The organism is Sulfitobacter indolifex, from assembly GCF_022788655.1.
Classification (GTDB): Bacteria; Pseudomonadota; Alphaproteobacteria; order Rhodobacterales; family Rhodobacteraceae; genus Sulfitobacter; species Sulfitobacter indolifex.
On the sequence record NZ_CP084951.1, the window covers coordinates 1,181,085 to 1,195,245 of the forward strand.

At 61.4% G+C, this 14,161-nt stretch carries 15 protein-coding genes; all 15 read left to right on the top strand.

The genetic code is table 11. From position 1 onward, the window contains the following. Positions 1-2 precede the first annotated feature (2 nt). The 15 genes from DSM14862_RS05735 to DSM14862_RS05805 all read left to right on the top strand — a co-directional run bounded on the left by DSM14862_RS05735 (position 3) and on the right by DSM14862_RS05805 (position 14,160). Positions 3-404, top strand: a complete 402-nt coding sequence (locus DSM14862_RS05735; protein WP_007119481.1) for a DUF1622 domain-containing protein — start codon at positions 3-5, stop codon at positions 402-404. Then, positions 397-1,113: a flavodoxin family protein gene (locus DSM14862_RS05740; RefSeq protein ID WP_007119482.1), complete on the top strand. Its 717-nt coding sequence runs from the start codon at positions 397-399 to the stop codon at positions 1,111-1,113. The genes DSM14862_RS05735 and DSM14862_RS05740 overlap by 8 nt, the downstream gene beginning before the upstream one ends. A gap of 1 nt (position 1,114) precedes the next feature. Next, on the top strand, positions 1,115-2,620 hold the full coding sequence (locus DSM14862_RS05745) for an AMP-binding protein (RefSeq protein WP_007119483.1): 1,506 nt from the start codon (positions 1,115-1,117) through the stop codon (positions 2,618-2,620). Beyond that, positions 2,617-4,221, top strand: a complete 1,605-nt coding sequence (locus DSM14862_RS05750; RefSeq protein WP_007119484.1) for a carboxyl transferase domain-containing protein — start codon at positions 2,617-2,619, stop codon at positions 4,219-4,221. Before DSM14862_RS05745 ends, DSM14862_RS05750 begins: the two co-directional genes overlap by 4 nt. Positions 4,222-4,291: 70 nt before the next feature. Beyond that, entirely contained in the window at positions 4,292-6,238 is a 1,947-nt protein-coding gene (locus tag DSM14862_RS05755; RefSeq protein WP_007119485.1) for an acetyl/propionyl/methylcrotonyl-CoA carboxylase subunit alpha, read from the top strand. Next, positions 6,235-6,903 carry a glutathione S-transferase family protein gene (locus DSM14862_RS05760; RefSeq protein ID WP_007119486.1) on the top strand — a complete coding sequence of 223 codons (669 nt, stop codon included), beginning with the start codon at positions 6,235-6,237 and terminating at the stop codon, positions 6,901-6,903. Before DSM14862_RS05755 ends, DSM14862_RS05760 begins: the two co-directional genes overlap by 4 nt. A gap of 39 nt (positions 6,904-6,942) precedes the next feature. After that, on the top strand, positions 6,943-7,797 hold the full coding sequence (locus DSM14862_RS05765) for a hydroxymethylglutaryl-CoA lyase (protein ID WP_007119487.1): 855 nt from the start codon (positions 6,943-6,945) through the stop codon (positions 7,795-7,797). A 2-nt stretch (positions 7,798-7,799) separates the two neighbouring features. Then, positions 7,800-8,582: a crotonase/enoyl-CoA hydratase family protein gene (locus tag DSM14862_RS05770; protein ID WP_007119488.1), complete on the top strand. Its 783-nt coding sequence runs from the start codon at positions 7,800-7,802 to the stop codon at positions 8,580-8,582. Between the two features lie 162 nt (positions 8,583-8,744). Next, positions 8,745-9,110: an NADH-quinone oxidoreductase subunit A gene (locus tag DSM14862_RS05775; RefSeq protein WP_007119489.1), complete on the top strand. Its 366-nt coding sequence runs from the start codon at positions 8,745-8,747 to the stop codon at positions 9,108-9,110. 26 nt (positions 9,111-9,136) lie between these two features. Next, positions 9,137-9,715, top strand: a complete 579-nt coding sequence (locus DSM14862_RS05780; RefSeq protein WP_386283929.1) for a NuoB/complex I 20 kDa subunit family protein — start codon at positions 9,137-9,139, stop codon at positions 9,713-9,715. A 102-nt stretch (positions 9,716-9,817) separates the two neighbouring features. Next, positions 9,818-10,447, top strand: a complete 630-nt coding sequence (locus DSM14862_RS05785; RefSeq protein ID WP_007119491.1) for an NADH-quinone oxidoreductase subunit C — start codon at positions 9,818-9,820, stop codon at positions 10,445-10,447. After that, the gene (locus tag DSM14862_RS05790; RefSeq protein WP_007119492.1) at positions 10,447-10,620 is read left to right on the top strand and encodes a hypothetical protein; all 174 of its coding nucleotides are present in this window, start codon (positions 10,447-10,449) and stop codon (positions 10,618-10,620) included. Before DSM14862_RS05785 ends, DSM14862_RS05790 begins: the two co-directional genes overlap by 1 nt. Beyond that, a complete protein-coding gene (locus DSM14862_RS05795) occupies positions 10,620-11,864 on the top strand; it encodes an NADH-quinone oxidoreductase subunit D (protein WP_007119493.1) in 1,245 nt (414 codons plus the stop codon). Before DSM14862_RS05790 ends, DSM14862_RS05795 begins: the two co-directional genes overlap by 1 nt. A gap of 79 nt (positions 11,865-11,943) precedes the next feature. After that, the gene (locus tag DSM14862_RS05800) at positions 11,944-13,113 is read left to right on the top strand and encodes an NADH-quinone oxidoreductase subunit E (RefSeq protein ID WP_007119494.1); all 1,170 of its coding nucleotides are present in this window, start codon (positions 11,944-11,946) and stop codon (positions 13,111-13,113) included. Positions 13,114-13,191: 78 nt separating this feature from the next. Continuing rightward, positions 13,192-14,160 (top strand): hypothetical protein, encoded by a 969-nt coding sequence (locus tag DSM14862_RS05805; RefSeq protein ID WP_050770374.1) that lies wholly within the window; start codon positions 13,192-13,194, stop codon positions 14,158-14,160. Position 14,161 lies beyond the last annotated feature (1 nt).

Genomic DNA, 14,161 nt, shown 5'->3' on the forward strand with positions numbered 1-14,161 from the left:
CGATGGAAAGTCTGATCGAGATGGAAACCGAAGGCGGGGTGCTGCACGGCGCACTGCCTTGGCTGATCGAGATTTTTGAGGTCTTGGCGGCGGTGATCGACATTGCCGCTATCATTTTGCTGCTGATCGGTGCCGGGCGTTTTGTCACCGGAGTGATCGTGGCCGAAGTCGCAAAGCGCGGCGCGGAGCGGGTTAGCCGCACCAACCGCGAGCGCATTGAGCTGGGCCGTTACATCCTCGCCGGGCTTGAGCTTTTCATCGTGTCGGACGTGATCCACACGGCCCTGAGCCTGCGGTTTGCCGATCTGGTGTTCCTGCTGCTGCTGGTCATCATCCGCTCTATCACCTCCTATTTCCTTGATCGGGAGTTGGAACAACTGAAGAAGGAACTTGGCGATGACTGACTTTTCCGACCTCAAGGCGCTCTACGTAAATTGCTCGCTGAAAAAGACCCCCGGCGATAGTCACACGCAGCTTTTGCTTAACGCCAGCGCGGGGATCATGCAGGCGCAGGGCGTCTCTGTAGAACATCTCTATCTTCTCGACCATCAAGTGCCGCCGGGCGTCTATCCGGACATGACCAACCACGGCTGGGACCGCGACGACTGGCCCGCGATCTGGGAGAAGGTGCTGGCCGCCGACATCCTCATCATTGGTACGCCGCTTTGGTTGGGCGAGGAAAGCAGCGTCTGCCGGGTCTTGATCGAACGGCTCTATGCCATGTCGGGTAAGCTTAACGACAAGGGCCAGTCGGTCTTTTACGGCAAGGTTGGCGGCACGGTGGTGACGGGCAATGAGGACGGCATCAAACATGTTGCCATGACCACCGGTTTCGCGATGAACCACTTGGGCTATACCATTCCGCCGCAGGCCGATTGCGGCTGGATCGGCGAGGCGGGGCCGGGGCCGTCTTATGGCGACGATGTAGACGGCAAGCGCGCAGGCTTCGACAATGAATTCACACAGCGCAACACCACGATCATGACATGGAACGCCATGCATCTGGCGCGGATGTTGAAAGGCGCGGGCGGCTATCCCCAAGAGGGCAACGACCGCAACGCATGGGACGCAGGCGCGCGGTTTGATTTTGAGAACCCGGAGTATCGAAGCTGATATGACACAAGACGATCAATGGCCGATCTGGCAGGGCAATATGGCAGCGCAATGCCTTGCGCAGCCGGATGATGCTTTGGCGATTATCGACCTGACCAGTGATACCCGCCGCGACGTGACCTACGGTGCGCTCCATCAAATGGCCGATGGTCTGGCGCGGGCGTTGTTGGCCGAGGTGCAGCCGGGCGACCGTGTGGGCGTCTTGCTCAGCCAGTCGCCTTGGTGTGCAGCCGCGCATCTGGCGATTTGGAAGGTCGGCGCGATCTCGGTGCCGCTGTTCAAACTATTCAAGCACGACGCGTTGGCCAGCCGGATAGGCGATGCGGGCTGTGCAATTGTCCTGACCGATGCCGAGGGCGCTGACCTGCTGGGCGATCTTGCGACGCCTTTGATGGCGGCAGAGGTTGGTATCACGGGCGATCCGCTGGACTTCGCCGATGTCGGCCCCGAAGACCCCGCCGTTTTGATCTACACTTCCGGCACCACCGGCACGCCTAAAGGCGCGTTGCATGGGCATCGGGTGCTCTCGGGCCATTTGCCGGGGGTTTCGGTGAGCCACGACCACCTTGGGCAGAAAGGCGATTGCCTCTGGACCCCGGCGGATTGGGCGTGGATCGGCGGGCTTTTCGACGTGGCGATGCCTGCGCTGGCGCTCGGCGTGCCGGTCGTGGCCGCGCGGATGCCCAAGTTCACTGTCGAAGGCTGCGCTGATGTGATCGCGCGCGGTGAGGTGCGCAATGTCTTCTTCCCGCCGACCGCGCTGCGGATGTTAAAAGCGGCGGATGTGGCCTTGCCCGGTCTGCGCTCGGTCGCCAGCGGTGGCGAGCCTTTGGGGGCCGAGATGCTGGCATGGGGGCGCAAAGCCTTTGGGCTTGAGATCAACGAGTTCTACGGCCAGACCGAATGCAACATGGTGGCGTCAAGCTGTGGCGCGGACTTCCGCGCGAAACCCGGCTGCATCGGCAAATCCGTGCCGGGGTTTGAACTGGCGGTGCTGGACGGTAACGGCCAACCCACCGATGCCGAAGGCGACGTGGCGGTGCGCAAAGGCGCGCCATCGATGATGCTGCGCTACTGGAACCGGCCCGATGAGACAGCGGCCAAATTCCACGGCGACTGGCTGCTGACCGGTGACCGGGGCATCTGGGAAGGCGATTATCTGCGGTTCGTGGGCCGCGAGGATGACGTTATCACCTCAGCGGGCTACCGCATTGGCCCGGCGGAGATCGAAGACTGCTTGCTGACCCATAGCGCCGTGGCAACCTGCGGCGTGGTGGGCAAGCCCGACGCGCTGCGCACCGAGATCGTAAAGGCCTATGTAGTGTTGAAACCCGGTGCACAGGTCGAGGCAAAAGAATTGCAAGACTGGGTCAAGGAGCGGCTCGCGAGCTATTCCTACCCGCGTGAAATCTCATTCGTGGAGGACCTGCCGATGACCGTCACTGGCAAGGTCATCCGCAAAGAACTAAAGCGTCTGGCGGCGCGTGAAAACGAGGACGTAATATGAAACTGACATCCCAAGCCCTGCCATCCTCGGATGCCTATAAGGCCAATGAGATGGCGCATCTGAAAGCGCTGAGCGAAGTCCGCGAAGCTGCCGAGGCCGCAGCCCTTGGCGGCGGCGAAAAATCCCGCGCGCGGCATGAAAGCCGGGGCAAGATGCTGCCGCGTGAACGGGTGGCGAATCTATTGGACCCCGGCAGCCCGTTCTTGGAAATCGGCGCGACGGCGGCGCATGGTCTCTACGGGGGTGCTGCCCCCTGCGCCGGTGTGATCGCAGGCATCGGGCGTGTGCAGGGGCATGAGGTCATGGTGGTCTGCAACGACGCCACCGTGAAGGGCGGCACCTACTATCCGCTGACGGTGAAGAAGCACTTGCGCGCTCAAGAGATTGCAGAAGCGAACCATCTGCCCTGCATCTATTTGGTCGACAGCGGTGGGGCGAACCTGCCGAACCAAGACGAAGTCTTCCCCGACCGCGACCATTTCGGCGCGATCTTTTACAATCAGGCGCGGATGAGTGCCAAAGGCATCGCGCAGATCGCCGTGGTCATGGGCTCTTGCACCGCCGGGGGCGCTTATGTCCCCGCGATGTCAGACGTGACGATCATCGTCAAAGAGCAGGGCACGATCTTCCTCGCCGGTCCGCCTCTGGTGAAGGCCGCGACGGGTGAGGTGGTCAGCGCCGAAGACCTCGGCGGCGGTGATGTGCATACGCGGCTTTCGGGCGTGGCGGATTATTTGGCCGAGGATGACGCCCATGCGCTGGCGCTCGCCCGGCGCGCCGTGGGCCATCTGAACAAAACCAAGCCGACCACGGTGGATTGGGCCAGCCCCGAAGAGCCAGCCTATGACCCTGACGAAATGCTGGGGGTGGTGCCTGCCGATCTGCGCACGCCTTATGACATCCGCGAGGTCATCATGCGCTTGGTGGATGGCAGCCGCTTTGACGAGTTCAAGCCACGCTTTGGCGAGACGCTGGTAACCGGTTTCGCCCATGTCAAAGGCTGCCCCATCGGCATCATCGCCAACAACGGCGTGCTGTTTTCGGAAGCCGCCCAGAAAGGCGCGCATTTCGTGGAGCTTTGCAGCCAGCGCAATATCCCATTAGTTTTCCTGCAAAACATCACCGGCTTCATGGTCGGTCGCAAATACGAAAACGAAGGCATCGCGCGGCACGGCGCTAAGATGGTGACCGCCGTGGCCACGACCAATGTGCCCAAAATCACCATGCTGGTTGGCGGCTCCTTTGGCGCGGGCAACTACGGCATGTCAGGCCGGGCCTACCGCCCGCGCTTTCTGTGGACTTGGCCCAATAGCCGGATCTCGGTCATGGGCGGCGCGCAGGCGGCGGGGGTGCTGGCGACAGTGAAACGCGACGCGATCGAGCGGGCCGGGGATACTTGGACTGAGGAAGAAGAGACCGCCTTCAAACAGCCAACCATTGATATGTTCGAGGAGCAGAGCCACCCGCTCTATGCCTCAGCACGGTTGTGGGATGACGGGATCATCGACCCGCGCAAGAGCCGGGATGTGCTCTATCTGAGCCTCACGGCCAGCCTGAACGCGCCGATTGAGCCGACGAAATTTGGTTTGTTCCGGATGTGATCTTGCTGGGGTTCGTGTTTTCGGACCCCCAAGACCAGTTGGAGCCAGTAAGAAATGAAAAGGGTAGAGCATGTTTGATACGATCCTGATTGCGAACCGGGGTGAGATTGCGTGCCGGGTGATGGAAACGGCGCAGGCCATGGGGGTGCGCTGCGTGGCGGTCTATTCCGATGCGGATGCGGCGGCGAAACACGTATCGATGGCGGATGCCGCGGTGCACATCGGCGGGTCGGCCCCGTCTGAGAGCTACCTCAAGGGTGATGTGATCATCCAAGCCGCGCTCGACAGCGGCGCGCAGGCGATCCATCCGGGCTATGGGTTTCTGAGTGAGAACCCAGACTTTGTGGAGGCGGTGGAAGCCGCCGGGCTGATCTTTGTCGGCCCGTCCGCCAAAGCCATTCGCGCGATGGGGCTAAAGGATGCCGCCAAGGCGCTGATGGTCGAGGCGGGGGTGCCGGTGGTGCCGGGCTATCACGGGGCCGATCAGGATGATGCGCTGCTGGCCGATGAGGCCGGGAAGATCGGCTATCCGGTACTGATCAAGGCCGTGGCCGGTGGCGGCGGCAAAGGGATGCGGCTGGTTGAGGAAGCCAAAGAGTTTCAGGCGGCGCTGGACTCGGCGCGGTCGGAGGCCAAGACTGCCTTTGGCAACTCTGACGTGTTGGTTGAGAAATTTGTCACCAAGCCGCGCCATATTGAAGTGCAGGTCTTTGGGGACGGCACCCATGCGGTGCATCTGTTCGAGCGTGATTGTTCGCTGCAGCGGCGTCACCAGAAGGTGATCGAGGAAGCCCCGGCGCCGGGCATGACTGAAGAGATGCGCAGCGCGATGGGGCAGGCGGCTGTGCGTGCGGCGGAAGCGATTGGCTATGCCGGGGCAGGCACGGTTGAGTTCATCGTCGACGGCTCAGGCGGGCTGAGTGCCGATGGGTTCTTCTTTATGGAGATGAACACGCGCTTGCAGGTGGAGCATCCGGTGACGGAATTGGTCACCGGCGTCGATTTGGTCGAGTGGCAGTTGCGCGTGGCCGCAGGGGAAGCACTGCCGAAGCAACAGGATGAATTGACGATCAATGGTCATGCATTCGAGGCGCGGCTTTATGCTGAGGATGTGCCGAAGGGGTTCTTGCCCGCAACCGGCACGCTGACGCATCTTTCCTTCACCCCGCAAACCCGCGCTGACAGCGGTGTGCGGGCGGGCGATACGATCAGCCCCTTTTATGACCCGATGATTGCCAAGGTCATCGTGCATGGCCCGACCCGCGATGTGGCGCTTTCACGGCTACGTGCGGCGCTGAAGGGGTGCGAGGTCGGTGGCACGGTGACAAACCTTGCTTTCCTCGGTGCACTGGCTGGCCACGAAGGTTTCGCGAATGGAGATGTCGACACCGGGCTGATCGCACGCGATATCGATGCGCTAACCGCCCAGCCCGAGGCGCCGGAGCGACATTTCGCTTTGGCCGGTATGGCGGCACTGGGCTTGGATCAACCGCAGGCCGAGGCCGGTTTTAACCTTTGGCGGCCCCTGCGGCGGCAGGTGATGCTTGGCCGCGACGGTGAAGAGCATTTGCTGAAAGTACGGGTGCTGTCGGAGGATGTTCAGCTTTGGACTGTAAGTGACTGCGAAGTCCGGGCCGAGCGGATCGGCGGGCGCTGGAAGGTTGATGGGCATGTCGCGCCCACGGTCTCGGTTGCCGGGGACGTGGTGACGGTGTTCGACGCTTACGGGATCTCCTTCGATATAATTGACCCACTGGCACGGGCCGCGGCGGCACATGGCGACGGCAATATCGTCGAGGCGCCGATGCCCGGCCTGGTGCGCGCGATTGATGCCAAAGTCGGCCAGAGCGTGGCGAAGGGCGACCGTCTGGCGGTGCTGGAAGCGATGAAGATGGAGCACTCTTTGTTGGCCGCGCGCGATGGTGTCGTGGCCGAAGTGCTGGCGCAACCCGGCGATCAGGTTGAGGCCGGGGCGGCATTGGTCCGGCTGGAAGCCGAAGCGGAGGATGCAGCATGATCACGCTGCACCACTGTCCGCAGACCCGCTCCATGCGCACGCTTTGGCTGCTGCATGAGCTTGATGACGTTGAGTTTCAGGTCAAGATGCATGCCTTTGACCGCAGCCTGCGGGATCCGGAGTACCTTGTTCTGTCCCCCGCAGGCCGTGTGCCCGCACTAGAGATCGACGGCGAGCGCATGTTTGAGACCGGGGCGATCACGCAATACCTCTGCGAGCGCTATTCGCCCGACCGGATGGGCCGCTCGGTCGGCAGCCCTGATCGTATGGCGTGGCTGGTTTGGGTGCATTTCGCCGAGACGATCAGCCAGCACGCGGCGGCGCTGACCCAGCAGCATATCGCCCTGCGCGACGATTCCATGCGAAGCCCCATCGTGATGAAGCTCGAAGCCGCGCGGATCAGCAAATGCTATGACGCGCTTGAGGCCCGGTTAAGCACACCTTTGGAAAACCGGGACTACCTACTTACCAGTGGGTTTTCAGCTGCCGACATCTCGGTAGGCCAAGCGGTCTATATGGCGCGACATTTCGTGAAATTGGATGACCACCCTTCGGTTGCGGCGTGGTATGAACGGATCACGGAACGCGAAAGCTTTGCGCAAGCACTGCCCGAGGAGGGGCGGCTGTATGAGCAGGATTTCTATGCGCCTTGGCCGGTTGAGTAATACCGGGCAGGCAGGAATTGCAGGGAAGGAGAACGGCCAATGAGCCTTGGACCATGTGAGATTTTCGAGGTCGGCCCGCGGGACGGCTTGCAGAACGAAAAGCGCGAAATACCGGTGGCCGAAAAGGTGGCACTGGTGAACAAGCTCAGCGAAGCCGGGTTCCGCCGGATCGAATGCGCCAGTTTCGTAAGCCCCAAATGGGTGCCCCAGATGGCCGGGTCAGGCGATGTTCTGGCGGGCATCAACCGCGCTGACGGCGTGCGCTACGCGGCACTTACCCCCAATATGCGCGGCTATGAAGACGCGGTGGCCGCGAAGGCCGATGAGATTGCAATCTTCGCCTCAGCCTCCGAAGGGTTCAGCCAGAAGAACATTAACGCCAGCATCGAAGAGGCGTTTGAGCGTTTCGCCCCGATCCTCGAAGAAGCGCGGCATATTGATCTGCCGGTGCGGGGCTATGTTTCTTGCGTGATCGAATGCCCTTACGACGGCAAGGTCGCGCCTGCGGATGTGGCGCGGGTGGCTGACAGGCTCTTTGCCATGGGCTGCTATGAGGTCTCGCTCGGTGACACCATCGGTGCAGGTACGCCTGACAGCATCGCGCGAATGCTGCTGGCGGTGCGCGATGTGGTGCCGGTGGGCCGCCTTGCAGGCCATTACCACGACACCCATGGCCGGGCGATGGCGAACATCGATGCGTCGCTTTCCATGGGCGTGCGGGTCTTTGATGCCGCCGTGGGCGGCTTGGGTGGATGCCCTTACGCGCCGGGTGCTGCGGGCAATGTCGCCACGGAGGCGGTGAACGAACATCTAATGGCTCTGGGTTATGACACCGGGGTCGATCAGGCGGTGGTCGAAGAGGCCGCCGAGATGGCACGGGCGATGCGAGGCTAACCATGTACGAGACTTTGACGATCGAGACCGACGCGCGCGGGGTGGCGGTGCTTACCCTGAACCGTCCTGAAAAGCACAATGCCATGTCGGCGCAGATGCTGGCGGACCTGACGGATGCCGCCGGAAAGCTCGCCAGTGATGATGCGGTGCGTGTCGTGGTCCTGACCGGGGCGGGCAAATCCTTCTGCGCCGGGGGCGATTTGGGCTGGATGCGTGATCAGGCGGATATGGACGCTGAGACACGCTCGGCTGAGGCGGGCAAGCTGGCAACGATGCTGGGCGCGCTGAATGCGCTGCCAAAGCCTGTGATCGGCAAGTTGCAGGGCAATGCCTTTGGCGGCGGGGTCGGTATGGCCTCGGTCTGCGACGTGGCCGTTGGGGTCGATACGCTCAAGATGGGCTTCACCGAAACACGCCTTGGCATCATCCCCGCAACCATTGGGCCTTACGTTTTGGCGCGGATGGGCGAGGGGCGTGCGCGGCGGGTATTTATGTCTGCGCGGCTGTTTGGGGCGGCAGAGGCGGTTGACTTGGGGCTGCTTGCCAGCGCCGTTCCAGCCGAAGAACTCGACGCGGCGGTTGAGGCCGAAGTCGTGCCTTATCTCTCCTGCGCACCGGGGGCGGTGGCGGCTGCCAAGAAACTGGCGCAGGACTTGGGTGGAATCGCCACGCCCGAGGCGGTGGCCATGTCCATCGACGCGCTCGCCGCGCGTTGGGAAACCGAAGAAGCCGCCGAAGGAATCGGCGCCTTTTTCGACAAGCGCAAAGCGGCTTGGGTGGTCTAGCCCAAGGCTTCGGCGAAATGGCTCTATTGCGGGCCCGTGGGCGGCATTAACCGGGCTTGGCCCGTTGACCCTACCCACGGGCAGAGTTAAACCCGTTCCAAGTTTGTCTGCGCGGGCTTTTGGCCTTTGTCTTATGCCGCGCACCGCGAAAGGAGCATCCCCTTGGACCACATGCTGCGGGAATACCTGCCTATCCTCGTTTTTCTGGCCGTGGCGATTGGCCTTGGCCTTGTGCTGATCCTTGCCGCTGTGGTGGTTGCTGTGCGCAATCCGGACCCGGAAAAGGTCTCGGCTTATGAATGCGGGTTCAACGCTTTTGACGACGCGCGGATGAAATTCGACGTGCGTTTCTATCTGGTGTCGATCCTCTTCATCATCTTCGATCTCGAAATCGCTTTCCTCTTCCCGTGGGCCGTGGCCTTTAAAGACGTGAGCATGGTGGGCTTTTGGTCAATGATGGTGTTCTTGGGCGTGCTGACGGCGGGCTTCGCCTATGAATGGAAGAAGGGAGCGCTGGAATGGCAGTAAATGATGACGCGCTGGTCACCCCGGTGATGGGCGATGGCCACCAAAGCCCTCGGATCAAATCTGGCGCTTCTGCTCCTGAGGCCTATGGCCAGTACGGCGCAGGCGCAGACCGTGATGTGGCCACCCATAGCCTCAACGCCGAGTTGCAGGACAAGGGTTTCCTGCTGACCTCGACCGAAGATATTATCAATTGGGCGCGTACCGGCAGCTTGCACTGGATGACCTTTGGTCTGGCCTGCTGCGCGGTTGAGATGATGCACAGCTCCATGCCGCGCTATGACCTTGAGCGTTTCGGGACGGCACCGCGCGCTTCTCCGCGCCAGTCGGACCTGATGATCGTCGCGGGCACGCTGACCAATAAAATGGCCCCGGCGCTGCGCAAGGTCTACGACCAGATGCCAGAGCCGCGCTATGTGATTTCCATGGGGTCCTGCGCCAATGGCGGCGGCTACTACCACTACAGCTATTCGGTCGTGCGCGGCTGTGACCGGATCGTGCCGGTTGATGTGTACGTACCCGGCTGTCCGCCCACGGCGGAGGCGCTGCTGTATGGTATCCTCCAGTTGCAGCGTAAAATCCGCCGCACAGGGACGATTGTGCGCTAAGACATGGGCCTGCGCCGGGTGAGGGACAGGCCAAAAGGACGAAGCGCCAAAGGCGCGGGACAGTGAGATGGCGTTGATCGGCGCGTGGAAGGAAGATTTGCGATGAGCGAACAACTGCAGGAACTTGGAGCCTATATCGAGGCCAAGCGGCCCGATTGTGTGCTGGGATGGGATGTCACCCGAGGTGAGCTGAACATGGACGTGGCGCTGGCGAATATCGCGGGCCTTGTGGAGTTCCTTAAGGGCGATCCGACCTGCCGTTTCTCGACCTTGGTCGACATCACGGCAGTGGACTACCCCGGTCGTGCCAAACGGTTCGACGTGGTTTATCACTTCCTGTCGATGTACCAAAACCACCGCATCCGCCTGCGTGCCACCGCGCGTGAAAAGGATATGGTGCCGTCGATCACCGGTGTGCACCCCAGTGCCGATTGGTTCGAGCGTGAAGTTTTCGACATGTTCGGCATTCTGTTTTCTGGCCACCCGGACCTGCGCCGCATCCTGACCGACTATGGCTTTCGCGGCCATCCGCTGCGCAAGGATTTCCCGACCACAGGCTATACCGAAGTGCGCTATGACGAAGCCGCCAAGCGCGTGGTCTATGAGCCGGTAAGCCTTGTGCAAGAGTACCGTCAGTTCGACTTCATGTCGCCATGGGAAGGCGCGGAATACATCCTGCCCGGCGATGACAAGTCGGCGCCTGACGGTCATGTGAGCAAGGACGCGAAGTAATGGGCGGGATGGGCTGGCTGATCCTCTCGGCGCTGACGGCCATTCCGATGGTCAAGCTGCTGCCGTTCTTTGGCATTAACAAATACTGGGCGGCGGCCTGCCTGATCCCGCTGGGCACGATTGCCCTGCTGTGGTGGATGGGCATGAAGCTGCAAGAACTGGAGAAACGGTAATGGACGGCGACATTCGCACAAAAGCCTTTGACGACGGGTCGACCGACTTTGAGTCCGGCGAGCAGAAGATTCGCAACTTCAACATCAACTTCGGCCCGCAACACCCTGCCGCGCACGGTGTTTTGCGTCTGGTGCTGGAGCTGGATGGCGAAGTTGTAGAGCGTTGCGATCCGCATATCGGCCTGCTGCACCGTGGCACCGAAAAGCTGATGGAAAGCCGCACTTATCTGCAGAACCTGCCGTACTTCGACCGGCTCGATTATGTTGCTCCGATGAACCAAGAGCACGCTTGGTGTCTGGCGATCGAAAAGCTGACTGGCACCATGGTGCCGCGCCGCGCCTCGCTGATCCGGGTGCTGTTTTGTGAGATTGGCCGGGTGCTGAACCACCTGCTCAACATCACCACGCAGGCGCTTGACGTGGGCGCGCTGACCCCGCCGCTTTGGGGTTTTGAAGAGCGTGAAAGCCTGATGATCTTTTATGAGCGGGCCTGTGGTGCGCGCTTGCACGCGGCCTACTTCCGCCCCGGTGGTGTGCACCAAGACCTGCCGCCCGCACTGTTGGATGATATCGAAGCGTGGTCCAAGCAGTTCTTGACCAAGTTCATGGTCGATATTGACGAGTTGCTGACCGAAAACCGTATCTTCAAACAGCGGAACGTCGACATCGGCATCGTGACCGAGCAAGAAATCCTCGACTACGGTTTCAGCGGTGTCATGGTGCGCGGTTCGGGTCTGGCTTGGGACCTGCGGCGCTCGCAACCCTATGAATGCTATGACGAATTCGATTTCCAAATCCCCGTGGGCAAGAACGGCGACTGTTTCGATCGCTACCTCTGCCGGATGGAAGAGATGCGCCAGTCGACCTACATCATCCAGCAGGCAATCGAGAAACTGCGCGCGCCTGAAGGGCAGGGCGATATCCTTGCCCGTGGCAAGATCACCCCGCCATCGCGCACCGCGATGAAGACAGACATGGAAAGCCTGATCCACCACTTCAAGCTCTACACCGAAGGCTTCCACGTGCCCGAAGGTGAGGTTTACTGCGCGGTTGAGGCGCCGAAGGGTGAGTTTGGTGTCTACCTCGTTGCAGATGGCTCCAACAAACCCTACCGCGCCAAGATCCGCGCGCCCGGCTTCTTGCACCTACAGGCGATGGACCATGTGGCCACAGGCCACCAGCTTGCCGATGTGGCCGCGATCATCGGTACGATGGACGTCGTCTTTGGAGAGATCGACCGGTGATGCGTCTTGCGCCACCTTGTTTTGAAGAAATTTACGCCGGAGGCATCATTGGCCTCCGCCTGACCATAGGTTCGAACTAATGCTCCGCCGTCTACACCCTGACCAGCCCGACAGTTTTGCCTTCACGCCCGCCAACCAAGAATGGGCCGAAGCGCAGATCACCAAATTTCCTGAAGGCCGTCAGGCCAGCGCGATCATCCCACTGCTGTGGCGCGCCCAAGAGCAAGAGGGCTGGCTGACCCGTCCGGCGATCGAACATGTCTCGGAAATGCTGGGCATGGCCTATATCCGTGGGCTGGAAGTGGCGACATTCTACTTTATGTTCCAGTTGCAACCTGTTGGTTCCGTGGCACATATTCAAGTTTGTGGCACCACGTCCTGCATGATCTGTGGGGCCGAAGATTTGGTCGCCGTCTGCAAAGAGCGCATCGCCAACAAACCGCATGAGCTGTCGGCAGATGGCCGTTTCTCTTGGGAAGAGGTCGAATGCCTAGGGGCGTGCTCCAACGCGCCGATGGCCCAGATCGGCAAAGACTATTACGAAGACCTGACCACCGCGCGGCTGAACGAAATCCTTGATGAGTTGAGCGATGGGCGCGTGCCGGTGCCCGGCCCGCAGAACGGGCGCTATGCATCCGAGCCTCTGGGCGGTCTGACCAGCTTGACCGACCATGAGAGCGGCCGCACACAGTATAACGCGAGCGCGCAGGCGGCGGTCGACATCGGCGATACCGTCAAGCGGATCGATGGCACCGAAGTGCCGCTGCTGACGCCTTGGCTGAAACAACCCGAAGCCCCGCAGGCGGAAACGACTGAAGAGGTCGAAGCCGAAGAGCCGCGTCCGGCGAAAGGCGAGGGTGCCGATAAGACCGGCGTGACCGAGCAACAGGCCGAGGCGGCCTCAAAGAGCAAGCCACCCTCTAGCGATGATCCCAAAGGGGAAGCCTCGCAGGATGAAAAGCCGGAGGCGACCGCGCCAAAAGCTGCGGCACCTGCAGCTGGTGCAGGCAAGAAGCCGGATCAGTTGGAAGCACCGCGCGAGTCTGGCGCGGATGACCTTAAGCGGATCAAAGGGGTCGGGCCAAAACTGGAGCAGATGCTTAACAGCATGGGTTTTTATCATTTTGATCAGATCGCCAACTGGGGCCCGGATGAGGTCGCATGGGTCGATCAGAACCTCGAAGGGTTCAAGGGCCGGGTCAGCCGCGACAATTGGGTAGAACAGGCCGGGAGCCTCGCCAAGGACTAACAGATTTTCGCAATGGGCAGCCAAAGACGGCGCCGATAATCAGCCGCATCGCCCGCAACAAGGGGGAGAAGGACAGTCATGACACAGATTTCGGAACGAGAGGCCTGTACCAAGCGCAGCTGGTACATGGGCGGTGGCATCGGCCTGTTGGTGGCATTCCTTATGCTGGTTTTCGGTGCCTCGGGCCTTTTGAAGGCCATCGTTGTCGGCGCGCTGATTGCGGTGATTGCAGGGTATCTTTTGATGACCTTGCTGTGCAAAAACGCCCCTGCCAACGCACCACAGGATAACACCCGTAGCGCGGCAGCGGCCTCTGTTGCGTCGGCTCCGACAGCTTCGGCCCCAACAACTCCGGAAACTGTTTCTTCGGCCATCGGCACGGTGCCTGCGGGCGACGCAGGTATCGGCGCTGCAGAGCGTTCAAGCGGCCCGGTGACGCCTGTTAAAGAGGTGACGCCTGTTAAAGAAGAGCCTGCTAAGGCCGCACCGCGCGCGCCGATTGCAGATACAGCGACAGTGGCCGAGGACGCGCCAGCGCCCAAGCCAACCGCGGCGCCAGTTGCTGACACGGGAAAGGCGGACCCTGCAGCGCCAGTCGCTGACACGGCGTCCATCGACGAAACCCCAAGTTCTGAACCCGTCATAAAGGCTCAACAGGACGTCCATAGCGCGGCCACTGCCTCGCTTGATGAAACGCCCGAGGCACCGCTTCCCGATGAGGCACCGGTTGCGGCACCTGCGCCTAAACCAACGGCCACGCCGGATACGGGCACCGCCAGCGATACCTCCGCCGCAGAACAGCCCGCGCTTCTTGACGCCCCCCGCGCTGAGGGTGCTGATGATCTCAAACGGATCGGCGGGATCGGACCGAAGATGGAACAGACGCTCAATGAGCTGGGCATCTATCACTTTGACCAGCTGGCCAACCTGACCGACGCAGAGATCGCATGGGTCGATTCTCGGTTGCGGTTTAGGGGCCGGATTGAGCGAGACAACTGGGTCGGGCAGGCGAAATCCCTCGCTGACGCCAGCGAATCTCAGAGCTGAC

Excerpts from the sequence above, each read along its gene's own strand:
- DSM14862_RS05735 (WP_007119481.1), top strand. The coding sequence starts at position 3 with ATGGAAAGTCTGATCGAGATGGAAACCGAAGGCGGGGTGCTGCACGGC.
- DSM14862_RS05740 (WP_007119482.1), top strand. The coding sequence starts at position 397 with ATGACTGACTTTTCCGACCTCAAGGCGCTCTACGTAAATTGCTCGCTG.
- DSM14862_RS05745 (WP_007119483.1), top strand. The coding sequence starts at position 1,115 with ATGACACAAGACGATCAATGGCCGATCTGGCAGGGCAATATGGCAGCG.
- DSM14862_RS05750 (WP_007119484.1), top strand. The coding sequence starts at position 2,617 with ATGAAACTGACATCCCAAGCCCTGCCATCCTCGGATGCCTATAAGGCC.
- DSM14862_RS05755 (WP_007119485.1), top strand. The coding sequence starts at position 4,292 with ATGTTTGATACGATCCTGATTGCGAACCGGGGTGAGATTGCGTGCCGG.
- DSM14862_RS05760 (WP_007119486.1), top strand. The coding sequence starts at position 6,235 with ATGATCACGCTGCACCACTGTCCGCAGACCCGCTCCATGCGCACGCTT.
- DSM14862_RS05765 (WP_007119487.1), top strand. The coding sequence starts at position 6,943 with ATGAGCCTTGGACCATGTGAGATTTTCGAGGTCGGCCCGCGGGACGGC.
- DSM14862_RS05770 (WP_007119488.1), top strand. The coding sequence starts at position 7,800 with ATGTACGAGACTTTGACGATCGAGACCGACGCGCGCGGGGTGGCGGTG.
- DSM14862_RS05780 (WP_386283929.1), top strand. The coding sequence starts at position 9,137 with ATGGGCGATGGCCACCAAAGCCCTCGGATCAAATCTGGCGCTTCTGCT.
- DSM14862_RS05785 (WP_007119491.1), top strand. The coding sequence starts at position 9,818 with ATGAGCGAACAACTGCAGGAACTTGGAGCCTATATCGAGGCCAAGCGG.
- DSM14862_RS05790 (WP_007119492.1), top strand. The coding sequence starts at position 10,447 with ATGGGCGGGATGGGCTGGCTGATCCTCTCGGCGCTGACGGCCATTCCG.
- DSM14862_RS05795 (WP_007119493.1), top strand. The coding sequence starts at position 10,620 with ATGGACGGCGACATTCGCACAAAAGCCTTTGACGACGGGTCGACCGAC.
- DSM14862_RS05800 (WP_007119494.1), top strand. The coding sequence starts at position 11,944 with ATGCTCCGCCGTCTACACCCTGACCAGCCCGACAGTTTTGCCTTCACG.
- DSM14862_RS05805 (WP_050770374.1), top strand. The coding sequence starts at position 13,192 with ATGACACAGATTTCGGAACGAGAGGCCTGTACCAAGCGCAGCTGGTAC.